This is a genomic window from Flavobacterium sp. 25HG05S-40 (genome assembly GCF_052654735.1).
The window spans coordinates 2810427-2826616 of sequence record NZ_CP199750.1 but is presented as its reverse complement, the minus strand read 5'-3'; the positions used below and the strand labels follow the sequence as shown (position 1 = coordinate 2826616).

Genomic DNA, 16190 nt, shown 5'->3' with positions numbered 1-16190 from the left:
AATTACCACTACAATGAAATTAAAACTACAATGGGCGTTTTTAGCTTGTATAGCCTTAATAAGCATAGCAAATGCTCAAGTTTCTGAAAGAGAAGCCGAAGCCAGATTATGGATAAAAGCGAATGAAACGAAACTCAATATCAATCCAAATGATTCTTTTGCACTTCGTTTTGTAAGAAAAACACAGGCTGGCGAAACGCTTCGTTTTCAACAGTTAAAAAATGGCGTTCCGGTTTTTGATGCTGAAATTTTAGTACACTTCTCGACAGATGGTGAGGTTTCACATACAGATTCTACTTATGATGCGGGTATTGCCAATGTAAATACAGCACCAGCGATTAGCAAAGATAATGCTGTAACTATTTCAAATCAGGCATTACAAATTACGGGTGATATTACTTTTCAAGAATGTAAATTATTTGTTTACAACAAATTAGACGCTACTAGATTAGTGTACAGAATAGTAACAGATGCTTACGCAAAATCAGGAAGTTGGGAAACTATTGTAGATGCCCAATCGGGAACGGTATTAAGTACAAAAGACATTGCCTATTATTATGGCAAACACAAACATAACGAAGAGAGTAAAAGCAAACCGCAATTACCAATGGCACCTTTAGCCTTTGTTTCGGGTACGGGATTGGTTTTTAACCCAGATCCTCTATCTCAGGCTGGAGTGCTTTATGGCGCAACCGGTTACTCTGATGGTAGCGATGCTGCTACAACACAAATGAATAATGCAAGGGTTTCAGTTGTTTTACCAGAAATTGATTTAACAGCTGGAGTGTACAAGTTAAAAAGTACTTATGCAGAGATAAAAGAATTAGGTGCTCCTGCTAAAGGTTTATTTACACAGGCAACTGCAGATTTTAATTTCAATAGAAATCAAGACGGATTTGAAGCAGTTAATACTTTTTATCATATTGACAAAAGTATGCGTTACATCAACCAAACCCTAGGAATTCCTTGTATTCCCTACCAAGCTGCTAATGCTGGAGTGGTGTTTTTTGATCCACATGGTGCTAATTCTCAAGATAACTCCTTTTATTCGAATGGACAATTGCAGTTTGGTGAAGGTGGAGTTGATGATGCTGAAGATGCCGATGTGGTGTTACACGAATTAGGACACGGTCTTCATGATTGGATTACAGGTGGTGGTCTTTCACAAGTCAACGGACTTAGTGAAGGTTGTGGTGATTATTGGGCAGTATCCTACAGTAGAAGTTTAAATCAATGGTCATCAAGTGCGCCTCAGTACAATTGGGTATTCAGTTGGGATGGGCATAATCCTTTTTGGGATGGAAGAACTACAGATTATGGAGCTTCTTATAGTGGTGGTTTGGTGAATCAAATTCATACTGATGGCCAAATTTGGGCAACCGCTTTAATGAAAATTTGGGATGTTATTGGTAGAGAAAAAACAGATAAAGCATTCCTTAATGGATTGGATTTGACGGTAAGTTCAACGAATCAACAAAATGCTGCCATAGCTGTGAGAACTGCAGCAAGAAACATGAATTATCCTTGTGCTGATATTGCTGTTATGACCGAAAAATTTGTAGAAGCAGGGTATACATTGCCAGCGTTAGCCTTACAAATGAATACTATTGCCAATCAATCAGTAACAGCTGACCCATCTAATACGTATACCTTACCAAGTTATGCTACTTTAGCCAATCCGATTACTGATAATTGTAATGCTAGTTTAACACAATCGCCTGTAACAGGAACGATTGTAGCTCCGGGAGTTCATACCATCACAATGACAGCAACGAGTGGTGCTTCAAACGTTCAAAGAACTTTCCAGTTAACAGTTAGTCCGTTCCTTGGAATTGAAGAAGTTGTAAAAAATAAATTCATTATCTACCCTAATCCAGCGATGAGTTCTTTAAATATCAAAGGAGATTTTGATGCTAATGAAAGTGTAACTGTGTACAATATGTTAGGTCAAACAGTTTTGAAGAAAGCGGTAACTTCTAATGACCAAAGTATTGATATTTCTTCATTAGCTGCGGGTATTTATAATATCCAATTTAATACAGCTAAAGTAACTTATAAATTCGTTAAGCAATAATAAGTAACCAACGATAATCTGAAAGCCATCTCAATTGAGATGGCTTTTTTTATTCCAATGCCTTCAAAATACTTCGTAACTTTGCACTTCTCAATTTTAAAAGTATGACCAAACAACAAATTATAGACACTTTTGACCCAAGTCAACCAGGTTTAGCCGATGCCACTATTTTCGGATTACCATTCTCGGCAGATCAATCAGAAATTATTATCATTCCCGTTCCTTGGGAAGTAACAGTAAGTTACGGTGCTGGAGCATCAGATGGACCGGAAGCTATTTTGGATGCTTCTTTTCAAGTTGATTTAAATCATCAGGATTTCCCGGAGTTATGGAAACTCGGAATATATTATGATGAGGCACCTGAACATTGGAAAACAAATTCCATTACTTATAAAGCATTGGCACAACCCATAATCCAAGCACTTGAAAATGGAGAAGATTTAAATAATCATCCGAGATTATTGGCAGATTTGGAAACCATTAATACAGTGTGTCGTGCTCTACACACTGAGGTTAAAGAGAAAGTCTTGTTTTGGATGAATCAAGGTAAAAAAGTGGTGCTTGTTGGAGGTGATCACTCAACTCCTTTAGGATATTATGAATCTTTAGCTTCTATTCACAATGATTTCGGAATACTGCATCTTGATGCCCACATGGATTTACGTATTGCCTACGAAGGATTTACCTTTTCCCATGCTTCTATTATGTACAATGCATTGCAGATTCCTCAGATTTCAAAAATAGTCCAAGTCGGGATTCGAGATTTCTGCGAACAGGAAGTTGCCGTTGTGCAACAATCCCAAGGAAGAGTTTTAGTTCATACCGATTCCGATCTAAAAAAAGAAACCTTCGAAGGAACAACTTGGGCGCAACAATGTGATGCTATTATTGCAAGTTTACCACAGAAAGTTTGTTTAAGTTTTGATATTGACGGAATGTATCCTTGGTATTGCCCTAATACAGGAACTCCAGTTCCGGGTGGGTTTTCATTCGAGCAGGCTACTTATTTATTCAATAAATTGGCGGCTAGTGGGAAAGAGATCATAGGCTTTGATTTGGTTGAAGTAGCGCCCGGAGAAACCGACTGGGATGGCAATGTTGGTGCCCGTATGTTGTTTCACATGTGTGGTGTCTTGGCAAAAAACAACGGACTTAAAGTGGGAGAAAAAATTAACTTCCAGCGAAAATAGAACTGTAATTCTATAATATTTTACCTAAATCTTATAAATCGCCTTGGGAATTTTTACTGTTACTTTGTCTCATAACCTTAAAATTTTATCTCATGAGAAGTTTAGTAATGATTTTAGCAACAGTAGGAGTTTTAAGTTTTAGCTCGTGTAAAAATACCGATAAGCAAGGAGTAGTAGAATCAGATATTCGAACAGCTACTATAGATTCTATGAATGCTGTTGCCGAAAAACAACGCATCATCGACTCGATGAAAATGGAAAACGAAAAAGCTATTCAAGAAAAAGAAGTTATAGTGGTTAACCAACAAGCACCAGTAGCTGCCGCACCGCAAAGAAAGAAATGGAGTGGCGCCGCTAAAGGAGCCGTAATCGGAGCTGGAGTTGGGGCCATAACTGGTGCTGCTATTAGCAAGAAAAAAGGAGAAGGAGCTATTATTGGCGGTTTAGCCGGAGCCGGACTAGGAGCGGGTACAGGAGCCATTATTGACGACAAGAAAAAATAATTTTTCTATCATATTTGTGAACGGAAAACCCAGCTTAGGCTGGGTTTTCTTATATTATCTATTTGGATATTTCGATGTGATATCCGCTATAGAAGCTTTGGTCAACTCTTCCAAGATAGAGAGGTTGATATCGTCTAGTTTTTTTATGTAAACACAAGATTTACCCGATTTATGTTTTCCTAATTTCTCCAATAGCTGTTCTCTATGCTCAAATTCTGTTGAAAAATAAAAGACGATTGCCTCTTTACGAGGCGAAAAAGCAGCTATAGGAGCATTGCCTTCATAACCACTTTCATACTTATAATGATAGTTGCCAAATCCAATAATGGTTGGTCCATACATTTTTGGTTCACAACCTGTTATCGATTTAAAAATGTTAACCAGTTGAAAACTATCATTCCGTTTAACTTCATTGGTAACATTTTGTAAAAAATCAAATACACTAGCATCTGTTGTTGTAGTCTTGTTTTTAGCCATGGCATCCATTATTTACTATAGCTAAGATAGAAAATTATTTAGCCTCAAAGATTTCAAATTGGGTTTATGTATTTTTTAATAAAAATTTATTGTTTATCAATAAATATTTATTATGTTTGCATCATAACCTTTTAAATTAATTATTATGGAAATCAGTTCTAAACACATTATGAAAGTTTTATTAGTGCTTTCATGGATTATTTTTATTGGAGTTTGTGTTGATGCAGGTGGTTTTATCTTTAACACCATTTTTATGCTTACGCAGAACCCTTTTGGAGAAACTTATTTTTGGAATGGAGCAAAACTAACCAGTCTCTATGATTTTGATAAGGGCTATTTTATGGTAATTGCATGTTTGATGATTATCGTAGCCGTAATGAAATCTTTAATGTTTTACTGGATTGTAAAAATCCTGCACGAACAAAAACTCAATATGGAGCAACCTTTTAATAAGGATGTAGGTGATTTTATTTTCAAATTATCCTTTGCTGCTTTGGCGATTGGAATCTTTTCTTCATGGACGGCCAATTATTCTATTTGGTTAGTTGCAAAAGGAGTTACAATGCCTACTTTAGAGCAAATGAACGTTGGAGGTGCTGATGTTTGGTTTTTTATGACGGTAATATTGTTTGTTATCGGACATATTTTCAAAAGAGGTATCGAAATTCAATCTGAAAACGAACTAACTGTATAATCATGGCAATAATTGTAAACCTAGATGTAATGATGGCCAAAAGGAAGATGTCGTTAAATGAACTTTCAGAAAGAGTAGATTTGACCTTGTCCAATCTTTCTATTTTAAAGACAGGAAAGGCCAAAGCCATTCGTTTCAGTACGCTCGAATCCATTTGCAAAGCCTTGGATTGTCAACCCGGAGATATTTTGGAGTTTGATTATAAAAAGTAAAGACTACGATAACATCTTTTTCAAAAGAACTATTTGCCCCAAATGATAGTAACTGTGCTCAATCATAGCATCGATATTTCTACGGTAAGTTCCGTATTTTGCCTCTACAAAAACCGAATCTAATTGCTCGTCAGGCATTTGTTCAATTAAAAAAGCAAACTCCTCGGAGTCATTCCAAAATCGGGATAAAAAACCTTCCCAGTCCTGTTGTGAGTGCAGGGTTGGGAAATCAAAACTAAACTTGTCTTTAATGTCCAAAGTACCGCCTTTGAAAACAGTATTGATTCCGTTAATATAATAATGAATGTGTTGGGCAAGTATGGCAATCGTATTTAAAGAACCCACTTTTCTGGTAGCGATTTCCCAATCCAAATCAATTAGTTGGTCTTTGTAATTAGTATTGGCTACCCAAGTTCCGTTTAAAATTATTTCCCTAAAACGACTTGCGATTTCGTGAGTGCTTTTCATTTTTTTATCAGTTTCAGACGTTAGTGATGCTAAAATAAACATTATTCACAAAATAGACTATTTGATTATATTTGTTTACCAAACATCGTCACCATGAAACTGCTTAAGAAATCCCTAATAACTTTATTGATTGTAGGACTTGTAATCGCAATAGCATTATTCGGCTATCTTCAAACAACAAAACCAAAATACGAAGGGGAAGTACGTTTGGCCGTTATCTCTAAATCGACAACGGTCTACTTTGATGAATATGGTGTCCCTCATATTTACGCAGAATCTCAAAAAGATGCTCTCACCACATTGGGTTATGTGCATGCGCAGGATCGACTTTGGCAAATGGAACTCATGCGACGCATCGCTCCCGGAAGGCTAGCTGAAATCTTCGGAACACCAGCTTTAAAAACGGATATGTTCTTCGCAGGAATTGGCATCGATGAAAACTCTCAAAAAGCAGTGGCTCATCTCGATAAAAATTCGCAAACCTATATTTTAGCAAATGCCTATCTGGAAGGAATCAATCAGTATATTGAAAAAGGAACCACACCAGTTGAGATTCGATTATTAGGGATTCAGCAAGAAAAATTTACGCTGAAAGATGTCTACAATATCTTTGGATTCATGTCGTTCAGTTTTGCTATGGCACAAAAAACTGATCCATTGCTAACCGATATTCGCGATCGTTTTGGAATGAAGTATCTCAACGATTTCGGAATTAATGGCGAATTGGGAACTCAACAATTAGAGTCTTTTCAAGGAAAGTATAAAGAATACAGCGAAATTTCTAAAGCTGTCGCCAGTTTACTAGAACAATCTCCGGTTCCGGCTTTTATAGGAAGTAACAGTTGGGTGATTGGTGAAGCCAAAACCAAAAACGGAAAAGTAATTTTGGCCAATGACCCGCACATTATGTACTCTCAACCAGGAACTTGGTATGAAGCGCATATTGTTTGTCCCGATTATGAAATGTACGGTTATTACATTGCCGGAACGCCTTTTCCGCTTCTCGGACATAATCATGACTATGCCTATGGATTGACCATGTTTGAAAATGATGATGTTGATTTTTTTTACGAAGAGGCTAATCTCAATAACGACAAACAATATAAAGTAGCCAATGGTTATAAGAACTACACGTATCATCAGAAAACCATTAAGGTTAAAGACAGTAGCGATGTTAAACTCAATGTAAAAACCTCGCAACACGGACCAATAATCAATGGTTTGTTAGACGGATTAAAGTCGAAGAAGCCTGTGGCCATGTCATGGATATATACCCAACAAAAAAATCAAATTTTAGACGCCGTTTATGAATTATCTCATGCGACGAATTTGGAGTCTTTTCATAAAAATATCGAGCTCATTCATGCACCAGGTTTGAATATAATGTATGGAGACTCGAAGGGAAATATCGCGTGGATAACTTCGGGTAAATTATACAAAGTCGACAAATCGGTTAATACTAATTTTATTTTGAATGGTGCTAACGGCATCGATGACCAAAAAGAATGGCTTCCTTTTGCCAAAAATCCGGCAGCTGTTAATCCGTTGTGGAATTATGTTTACAGCGCCAACAATCAACCCAAAGCTATTGATGGCTATTTGTATCCGGGGTATTATCTGCCCAAAGACAGAGCGCAACGCATTGATGGACTATTATCCCCCAAAAATAATTGGACCAAAGAAGAGGTTTCCAAAATGATAGTCGATAATACTTCTGCAACGGCACCAACAATTGTAGCCCATATGACAAAAGCGGTCAATATGAGCAAACTTTCGGAAAATGAAAAGAAAGCAATAGCAGTTTTACAAAACTGGAAAGCAACGCATGGCTTGGAAGACATCGCACCAACAATTTACAACAAATGGTTGTACTTTTATTTGAAAGCCACTTTTGAAGATGAATTAGGTGAAGAAAACTTTAAGCTATTGCTCAATACGCATATCGTGAAGCAAATGATAGAATCCCAAACCCGAAACGCAGCGTCGCCATGGCGGGATGATATTCGTACTAAAAACAAAAAGGAATCACAATCCGAAATTGTAACGCAATCTTTTAAGACCGCTGTGAGCTCTTTAGAAAAGCAATTGGGTTCCAATGTCAATGATTGGCAATGGAAAAAAGTACACAAAGTGGAGTTCCAGCATCCAATCGGGAAAGTAAAAATGTTTCGCAAGTTTTTCAATGTGGGTACTTTTCCTATTGCAGGAACTAACGAAGTAATCGACAATCAATTGTTTATTTATACCGATGATGCCGAAATTTCGGTAAAAGGCGGACCATCAACAAGACGGATTATCGATTTTTCAGACGTTGAAAATAGCTGGAGTATTTTGCCGACGGGACAATCAGGAAATCCTATGAGTAAACATTATGAAGACCAATCCGAAATGTTTGTCAACGGAAAGTTTCGAAAAATGAAGCTTAACAAAAAGGAAATCGAAGCCACTTCAACCAAGTTGGTCTTTAAAGTAAAAGAATGATGAAAATCATGCTCGTATTCCGAGGCTAATAATTAAATTTGCAAAACCGTTTAGTAAAAATAAATGCAGACTCCTCAAAAAATTGCCGTTGTTGGTTCGGGCTTAGTCGGAACATTATTGGCAATTTATCTCAAAAAACAAGGTCATACCGTTCATGTTTATGATCGTAGTCCCGATATCAGAACGGTAGAATTCTCCGGTCGTTCCATCAATTTAGTCATGTCTAACCGAGGCTGGAAAGCCATGGAAGATGTGGGTCTTGATGATGAAATCCGCAAAATCGGAATTCCGGTAGACAAGCGAGCCATACATTTGAAAGATGGTAAACTCAATTATCAGTATTACGGTAAAGACGGCGAAGCCATTTTCTCTCTATCAAGAGGCGTTTTAAACCGAAGAATGATTGATTTGGCTGAAGACGAAGGTGTAGCATTCTTTTTTGACCATAAAATTTGGGATGTTACTTTGGCTACTGCGACACTTCATATAGGCGAAACCGAACAAGGAGCATGGACTGAGTTACACTATGATAAGGTTTTTGGTGCCGATGGCGCTTTTTCAAGAATCCGACACCGAATGCAACGTCAAAGCATGTTTGATTACTCGCAAGAGTTCATGAAAATAGGATACAAAGAATTACACATTCCGGCCAATCCTGACGGAACTCATAAAATCGACAAAAACTCTTTGCATATTTGGCCTCGTGGCAATTTTATGCTGATGGCTTTGGCCAATTTAGACGGAACGTTTACCTGCACTTTATTCATGCCGTTTGAAGGCGAGAATTCCTTTGAACAGTTAAAAGATGAAGCTACTTTGGTAGGCTTTTTTGCAGAATATTTCCCGGATACCGCTGCGGTAATTCCCGATTTGGTGAAAGATTTCTTTAAAAATCCAACGAGTTATTTGGCCATCATGAAGTGTTTTCCGTGGACATTCGAAGATAAAGTGGCGCTTATTGGCGATTCAGCTCATGCTATTGTGCCGTTTTACGGACACGGAATGAACGCCGGTTTTGAAGACATTACCATTTTAAATCAAATGATGGAAAAATATGGAGATGATTGGAAAACTATTTTTAAAGAATACCAAATATCACGCAAACCCAATGCTGATGCTATAGCCGAGTTATCGCTACGCAACTTTATTGAAATGAGCACTAAAACGGCCGATGAAAAATTCTTGCTGCAAAAGAAAATAGAAAAATGGTTCTCAGACAAACATCCTGATAAATGGTTGCCGCTTTACAGCCGAGTAACCTTTAGTTTGCATCCTTATTCCGAAGCTTTAGCTCTGGGCGATTTCCAAAATAAAATTATGGAAGAAGTCATGCAAATTCCCGATATCGAAGAAAAATGGAATAGTGAAGAGGTTGAAAACAAAATCATCGATTTATTGAAATAGTTTAGGAGCTGTTTCCCGCTTTCCGCGCTACATGGTAGCCAGCTGCAATCGGGGCTAGGGTTATTCTGCTTCTCGGTGCACTTTGTTAAAATCAAAAGCAGGTTTGCAAATCGCAATATATTCACAAGGTTCCTCAAACGGATTCGAATATTGAACTCGCGTATTTTTTTCAATTTTAATCGATTGACCCGCTTCCAGAATCACGGTTTCTCCGTCAATAATAAATTGCTTTTTCCCCGAAATAATATAGGTGTATTCCTCAAACTCCGGAGTCTGAAACGGTTCGCTCCATTTTGGTGGTGCAATCATATGGGCAATAGAGATGTCGTGGTTTCCGGTTGTTAGAATGCCGTGATGTTCTTCGATTAGCTTTCCATCGGTTGTCGGAACCACAAATGGCGCCTTTTGGATGAGGTATTTTTTCAATGTTTAGTTTTTAATTATTTTCTGCACTTTCATTCCTTTTGAAGTATATACTTTTACTAGATAAACACCTTTTGATTTTCCTGTAAAATCTATAGTTGTTGTCATAGTATCACAAGTTTTTGCTTGTAAAAGCCTGCCCTGAACGTCAAATAACTGAACCGAAATGATACTTTCTAGAGCATTGATCTGAAGTGCATCTATAACAGGTATTGGAGCCATTGAAACAGTATTTATTTCAAAATCATTTACATTTAAAAGCGCAACTATAGTGGATGTGGTATTGGTTACAATTGGATAATTGAAATCAAAATAAATATCGGCAGTATTTTGAACCGAATTGCCCAAAACCAGATTACTTTTCGTTTTGATCTTAAATGCCACAAAACCATGGCTTGCTGGTTCGTTATCAATTTCTGCCGGAAGATTGATATTTTCAAAAATGAATTCCACTTTATTTCCGTTGATTCTAGTGGTATTTGGATGAGAACTTGCTATTAATTCTAGCGAATTGATATCAAATTTTGAAATGTCTATTATATCTTTCACAACAACATTCTCCGCGTAATAAGTGCCTGAGTTTTGAAAACGAATCAAATAGTGCAGATAGTCTCCAACTTTTTCCGGAGTAATGGTATTGCCTTCTAAACAGGTTTTGTCATTAGGGTCGTAAGCACCTCGAACAATTTGGTTTATAGTAAACACGTTATCTTCCGGTGTTTCATCTGCTGGAATTGGATTAATAGTTGCTGCGAAGTGCAAAACATCATCAATATTTACCGCTGGAATTTCCATCGGCCCGTTTAGATTCATAGTCAGATTGATTGTTCTTGTTTCAAACGGGCGTAAATTAGAATAGCCCCAGGTCAAAGTGTTTGTGGACTGACTATTTAATGCCGGATTTGCTGATAGAAAATCTAAAATAGCATCGTCGAAACTCAGATTGATAGTGCCGTTCATGGTCCGATTACCTTTGTTTTTATATACTAAAGAGTAACTCGAATCAAACCCCGGTCTTGCATTTCCAAGAGGAAAAATCACAATATCAACGTCATTATGGACACCATTGGCTGAAATACAAAAGTTTTGAATATTTGTATTATTATTGTTGTCAGAAAAATTTACTGTAGCACTTGCTGGTGAAATGGTAAAATATGGAATTGGCCTTGGTGTGATAGTGAAATTTCCTTGTGGAGCAAAAAGAGAATAGTGTCCGTCCGCAGACGAAAACGTACCATTTTGGGAACTTCCTGTCATCGAAATAAAAACATTTTCAAACGGAAAATCAGGATTAGTAGTTGTTCTGACTTCTGTAAAATTGCAACCATTTTCATCAGCATCAAAATTAAATAAGCCACTAATAGTATTGTAATTTCCACCGGGCACGAAATCACAATAGCTGCCTACATTGGTGCCGCTCGCGAGTGCAGTATTAAATTGGGAAGCCAAAAAACTGATATTGAAATCATCGGCGCATACATATTGTATTGGATCGTAGGCAATGATTGAACCACTATCGGCATTGAATGGATAACCCGTTTTTAAATTTAAGAAAACCAGGTTCGGAAGATCAAATAAATAAATATTGTCAGAGCCTCCATGCGGATATTTTAAAATTCCAGTATGACTAAAATCCAAAGTGGTAAATTGATTATTGTGACACTCAATTCGGTACAAATAGGGAGCATCTGGTATAATCAAATCGGTTAATTGATTGTTGCTGCAATACAGTCGATCAAGTAAAGTGTTATTAGTTAAATCAAGCGTGGTCAAATTATTGTCATTACAATATAAATAATACAGTTGCGTTAGATTGGAAAGGTTGAGTTCGGATAATTGGTTATTGCCACAAGAAAGCATTTGTAAATTTTGGTTGTTTGAAAAGTCTAAATCAGAAAGAGAATTGAAATCCAAAACTAAACGTTCAAGATTCGTCAGAGTGCTTAAATCCAATGAGGTGAGGACTGACTGACCACATGTAAGATATATAACATTGGTTAAAGGTATCAGATTTAAATTTGCAAGCTGAGTATTGCTACGAAACTCCAAAAACATTAGATTTGTTAATGTCGGAAAGTTGAAATTAGTAATCGATAAGCCCTCTATAATCAAGGAAGTAAGATTGGTAAAGGCTTCCAATCCGGTTAAATTACTTGTCAGGTTACTTATATTTGGTGGGTCATTATTGATTCCAAAAGAAGTAAGGTGCAGATGGGTAACGTCTAAAGCTTCGCTAACTTGTATTTCTCCATCACCGTTGGTGTTAACATAAGACATGTTTACCAATGCCGTTTTAAAATTCGCATCCGGAATGTTTACAATCTGTGCAGAAGCTGCAATAGATATGAAAATGAGGGTCGATAACAAGTAGATTTTTTTCATGAGGATTGGTATCAAATTGGTTTTCAGAAAGTAATCAAATTTATAAAAAAACATGTAAGTTTTTACTTTTTAAAAATAAAATAAACCGCCAAAATCAAAAAGCAAAAATCCACCGGATGATTCCATCAAAAGTTTTAATTTATTTTCGGAATAGCTTACTCAAAACACCAAAAACTCCGCGGATAAAAGTAGCACTCGTTACCACTTTCACCACCGATTTTCCTATAACAGATGCCGTACTAGGCTCACTGCTTTTTTGCTCTTCAGCTTTGGTTTCTTCTTCAGCCTGTGCTTCTGCTTGTTGATTGGCTTCTGCAATCTTTTTAGTCAATAGTTCATAAGCGCTTTCGCGGTCGATTTCTTCTGAATATTTTTTAACCAATTTTGATTTACTGTTGATTTCGGCAATTTCTCCATCGGTTAAAACATCCATTCGGCTCATTGGGGCACGCATCATGGTTGCGGCTAATGGCGTTGGAACTCCCTTTTCGTTTAGAGCGGTTACGAAGGCTTCTCCAATACCAAGACTAGTCAGTTCATCTTCGGTTTTATAATATTTGGAAGTCGGATAATTATCCGCAGTTTGTCTGATAGCTTGACGATCATTGGCAGTAAAAGCTCTCAAAGCGTGTTGTATTTTTAATCCTAACTGTGCCAAAACGCTTGCAGGAACATCCATAGGGTTTTGGGTTACAAAATAAACACCGATACCTTTGGAACGAATAAGCTTAATGATGGTTTCTATTTGGTCTAATAACGTTTTACTTGCTTCGTTGAAAATAAGGTGCGCTTCATCAATAAAAATGACTAATTCTGGTTGATCGGCATCACCTTTTTCAGGCATTTGCTGATAGATTTCTGCCAATAAACTCAGCATAAAAGTGGAGAATAATTTAGGTTTATCCTGAATATCCGTCAAGCGGATGATGTTTACGTAACCTTTTCCGTTTTCATCGATACGCATCAAATCATCAATTTCAAAGGACTTTTCTCCGAAGAAAATATCGCCGCCTTGTTGTTCTAATTCGATAATCTTGCGTAAAATGATTCCGGTAGTTGACGTAGAAATCTTTCCGTAATGTTCTTCAATCTCTTCTTTGCCTTCCTCCGTGATGTAATTCAATACTTTTTTGATGTCTTTTAAATCCAAAAGAGGCATTTTCAGGTCGTCGCAATATTTGAAGATTACTGAGACTACGCCGGTCTGAGTGTCGTTTAAATCTAAAATTCGAGAAAATAATACCGGGCCAAATTCGGAAACGGTTGCTCTAAGACGTACACCATTTTGTTGAGAAAGCGACATCAATTCGACAGGAAATGCGGCTGTCGTATAAGGAATGTTGATTTTAGCATGACGTTCGGTAATGAATGCTTTTTCCTCGCCTTCTTGAGCGATTCCGGAGAAATCTCCTTTAATATCCATCATCAAAACGGGAATGCCAAAGGACGATAATTGTTCGGATAATACTTGAATCGTTTTTGTTTTTCCGGTTCCAGTTGCCCCGGCAATTAGTCCGTGACGGTTGAGTGTTTTTAGTGGGACTTTTACCAAGGTGTTTGGAACCGCTTCTCCGTTTAATATAGCACCACCAAGGATGATGCTTTCGCCTTTGGAAGTGTAGCCTTCGTTGATATAGTTACTGAATTCTGATGTTGTAGACATACTATTTAAAAAAAATTAGATACCCGCAAAGTACTATTTTTTTTTCAAAGATGTGATTGGGTATTAATTGGAAGTAACAGAAAGTTTCCGCTTATTTTACTGTGGAGACTTACAAAAATTGAGCGCGCAAACTTGGCTTTTTCCTTATTCTGAGCTGTTTTTCGTATTTGCATGTCTATGAAGGGTTTTAATTTTTTTATTTCATTTTGCTAGAACTAAGTGACAATTTTTTCAAAGAATTTATTTTGTAGCAACTTTAATTTTATCATTCCATACAAAGGATAATAAATGTAACAGTCAATTTATCAAGCGAAATAATACTCAAATTAACATCTTAAAAAGCGCTATTTTGAGGTTAGATGTAGGTTAAAACGGCATTTAGAAATATTATATTTTTATTATGACAACCTTTACTAAATGTTAATTGTTTATTGTTAGGGGAATAAAATTCTTAAATTTCGCTTTCTAAAAAAAGTTTAGTTGTAAATACATTTTCATCTTTTTTTGCGTTATACACTTATAATTAATGTATTAAAATATCAAAACTGAAGATATTTTATTTTAATTCCGTCGATTGTTTTGGGTTGCTACATTAGAACGTAGAATGAGATTTAATGCGAGGGAGTATTAAAAGTAAAAAAAGTTTTTTTATTACGAGTAAAAAATTAAATTTGCTCCTAATCAAGTTTATTAACAACTATAACTTATAAATTATTTAAAACTATTAAAATTTAAAAAAATGGCAAACGTTAAAAAAGAAGGCAGTTCAAACTTAGGAGCAATGTTCTCTGGAATTGTAATTGTAGCATGTATTTTCGTAGGGTTTCTTGTGTGGAAATTTATTATGGGTGCAGGATCAAATTTTGAAGGTGGCGTAAACACAGGTGCTCCACTAAAAGATAACTATATGGCAATGGTTTACAAAGGAGGATTTATTGTTCCTGTCTTGATGGGATTATTGTTAATGGTAGTTGTGTTCTCTTTTGAAAGATATTTTGTAATCACTAAAGCTACCGGAAAAGGAAATTTAGATGCCTTTATGAAAAATGTTCAAAACAGCATCAAAGCCGGAAATATTGACGATGCAATTGCAGCTTGCGATAAACAACAAGGTTCTGTAGCTAACGCGATTCGTTCAGCGCTTGTTAAATACCAAGATGTTAAAAAAGAAGGATTCAACAGTGAAGAAGCTGCTGAAACTATCCACAAAGAAATTGAAGAAGCAACTTCATTAGAAATGCCAATGTTAGAGCAACACATGACTATTTTGTCTACATTGGTTTCTCTAGGAACTCTTGCTGGATTATTAGGAACGGTAACGGGTATGATTAAAGCATTTGCTGGATTAGCAGGTGGTGGTGGAGCAGATTCTGCTGAACTTGCTAACGGTATCTCTGAGGCCTTGATTAACACGGCAACAGGTATCGCAACTTCTGCTTTAGCAATTATTGCCTACAACTTCTTTACTTCAAAAATCGACAGTCTTACTTACGCCATCGATGAAGCGGGTACTACTATTGTGAATACATACAGACACTTTAGAGGTAGCTTAAAACAATAATTTTGATAGTTACTATCAATAATACACTATAACAATGGCAATAAAAATGAAAAAAAAGTCAACATCTACCGACATGACGGCGATGTGTGATGTTGCATTCCTTTTGCTTACGTTCTTTATTTTGACTGCTACTGCTAAAGTACCCGAAGTAATGCCTGTGGATACGCCTGCATCTACTGTACAGACAAAGTTGCCTGAAAAAGATTTAGCTACTTTAACTGTGGGTCAAGGAAAAGTCTTTTTTGATGTCAAAGGAAAAGATGTCCGTGTTAGAACTCTGGAATTAATGGGTCAAAAATATGGCGTAACGTTTTCCGAAGAAGAGCAACAAAAGTTTGCAATAATGGAAAGTTTTGGAGTGCCGGTTCAGAGTCTTAAACAGATACTTGGCATGAAGCCATCTGACAGAAAGAATGTTCAACAGCCTGGGATTCCTAAAGATTCTTTAGACAATCAATTGGCAGACTGGGTTCAGAATGCCCGACTAGCTAATATTGAGCTACACGATAAAGAATTAGAATTAGCTATAAAAGGTGATGCTAAAGAAGAGTATCCAATAATCAGAAAGGTAATGGATATTTTGCAGGATCAAAAAATCAATAGCTTTAGTTTGGTTACGGGTTTAAGAGGTAGAGAAAATTAATTTTAAAAATATACT

At 36.6% G+C, this 16190-nt stretch carries 14 protein-coding genes; 9 read left to right on the top strand and 5 right to left on the bottom strand.

Translation table 11 applies throughout. The features are described 5' to 3' along the window. Positions 1 to 13 precede the first annotated feature (13 nt). The 3 genes from ACULEU_RS12290 (at position 14) to ACULEU_RS12280 (ending at position 3767) form a co-directional block, all read left to right on the top strand. A complete protein-coding gene (locus ACULEU_RS12290) occupies positions 14 to 2074 on the top strand; it encodes a T9SS type A sorting domain-containing protein (protein WP_445452863.1) in 2061 nt (686 codons plus the stop codon). A gap of 104 nt (positions 2075 to 2178) precedes the next feature. Continuing rightward, positions 2179 to 3264, top strand: coding sequence for an agmatinase family protein (locus tag ACULEU_RS12285; protein WP_445452862.1), 1086 nt, complete (start codon positions 2179 to 2181; stop codon positions 3262 to 3264). A 92-nt stretch (positions 3265 to 3356) separates the two neighbouring features. Beyond that, the gene (locus ACULEU_RS12280; RefSeq protein ID WP_445452861.1) at positions 3357 to 3767 is read left to right on the top strand and encodes a glycine zipper family protein; all 411 of its coding nucleotides are present in this window, start codon (positions 3357 to 3359) and stop codon (positions 3765 to 3767) included. 54 nt (positions 3768 to 3821) lie between these two features. Here ACULEU_RS12280 and ACULEU_RS12275 read toward each other — a convergent pair whose 3' ends face one another. Further along, positions 3822 to 4244, bottom strand: a complete 423-nt coding sequence (locus ACULEU_RS12275; RefSeq protein ID WP_445452860.1) for a DUF1801 domain-containing protein — start codon at positions 4242 to 4244, stop codon at positions 3822 to 3824. A 145-nt stretch (positions 4245 to 4389) separates the two neighbouring features. Between ACULEU_RS12275 and ACULEU_RS12270 the strand changes: the two genes are divergently transcribed. Both ACULEU_RS12270 and ACULEU_RS12265 read left to right on the top strand, forming a co-directional pair. After that, positions 4390 to 4938, top strand: a complete 549-nt coding sequence (locus tag ACULEU_RS12270) for a DUF2975 domain-containing protein (RefSeq protein ID WP_445452859.1) — start codon at positions 4390 to 4392, stop codon at positions 4936 to 4938. A 2-nt stretch (positions 4939 to 4940) separates the two neighbouring features. Next, positions 4941 to 5150, top strand: coding sequence for a helix-turn-helix domain-containing protein (locus ACULEU_RS12265; RefSeq protein ID WP_445452858.1), 210 nt, complete (start codon positions 4941 to 4943; stop codon positions 5148 to 5150). A 3-nt stretch (positions 5151 to 5153) separates the two neighbouring features. Here the strand turns inward: ACULEU_RS12265 and ACULEU_RS12260 are convergent, their stop codons facing one another. Next, positions 5154 to 5618 carry a DUF1572 domain-containing protein gene (locus tag ACULEU_RS12260; protein ID WP_445452857.1) on the bottom strand — a complete coding sequence of 155 codons (465 nt, stop codon included), beginning with the start codon at positions 5616 to 5618 and terminating at the stop codon, positions 5154 to 5156. A gap of 93 nt (positions 5619 to 5711) precedes the next feature. Between ACULEU_RS12260 and ACULEU_RS12255 the strand changes: the two genes are divergently transcribed. Continuing rightward, positions 5712 to 8099: a penicillin acylase family protein gene (locus ACULEU_RS12255; RefSeq protein ID WP_445452856.1), complete on the top strand. Its 2388-nt coding sequence runs from the start codon at positions 5712 to 5714 to the stop codon at positions 8097 to 8099. 63 nt (positions 8100 to 8162) lie between these two features. Continuing rightward, on the top strand, positions 8163 to 9503 hold the full coding sequence (locus ACULEU_RS12250; protein WP_445452855.1) for an FAD-dependent oxidoreductase: 1341 nt from the start codon (positions 8163 to 8165) through the stop codon (positions 9501 to 9503). Positions 9504 to 9563: 60 nt separating this feature from the next. On the opposite strand, the gene ACULEU_RS12245 is transcribed toward ACULEU_RS12250, so the two are convergent. The 3 genes from ACULEU_RS12245 to ACULEU_RS12235 all read right to left on the bottom strand — a co-directional run bounded on the left by ACULEU_RS12245 (position 9564) and on the right by ACULEU_RS12235 (position 13971). Beyond that, complete coding sequence (locus tag ACULEU_RS12245) at positions 9564 to 9929, bottom strand: cupin domain-containing protein (protein WP_445452854.1); 366 nt, start codon at positions 9927 to 9929, stop codon at positions 9564 to 9566. A gap of 3 nt (positions 9930 to 9932) precedes the next feature. Beyond that, entirely contained in the window at positions 9933 to 12308 is a 2376-nt protein-coding gene (locus ACULEU_RS12240; RefSeq protein ID WP_445452853.1) for a DUF7619 domain-containing protein, read from the bottom strand. A gap of 139 nt (positions 12309 to 12447) precedes the next feature. After that, positions 12448 to 13971 carry a helicase HerA-like domain-containing protein gene (locus ACULEU_RS12235; protein ID WP_445452852.1) on the bottom strand — a complete coding sequence of 508 codons (1524 nt, stop codon included), beginning with the start codon at positions 13969 to 13971 and terminating at the stop codon, positions 12448 to 12450. Positions 13972 to 14710: 739 nt separating this feature from the next. Here ACULEU_RS12235 and ACULEU_RS12230 point away from each other — a divergent pair. Together ACULEU_RS12230 and ACULEU_RS12225 are read left to right on the top strand one after the other, a co-directional pair. Next, entirely contained in the window at positions 14711 to 15532 is an 822-nt protein-coding gene (locus ACULEU_RS12230; protein WP_445452851.1) for a MotA/TolQ/ExbB proton channel family protein, read from the top strand. A 46-nt stretch (positions 15533 to 15578) separates the two neighbouring features. After that, positions 15579 to 16175 carry an ExbD/TolR family protein gene (locus ACULEU_RS12225; RefSeq protein WP_445452850.1) on the top strand — a complete coding sequence of 199 codons (597 nt, stop codon included), beginning with the start codon at positions 15579 to 15581 and terminating at the stop codon, positions 16173 to 16175. Positions 16176 to 16190 lie beyond the last annotated feature (15 nt).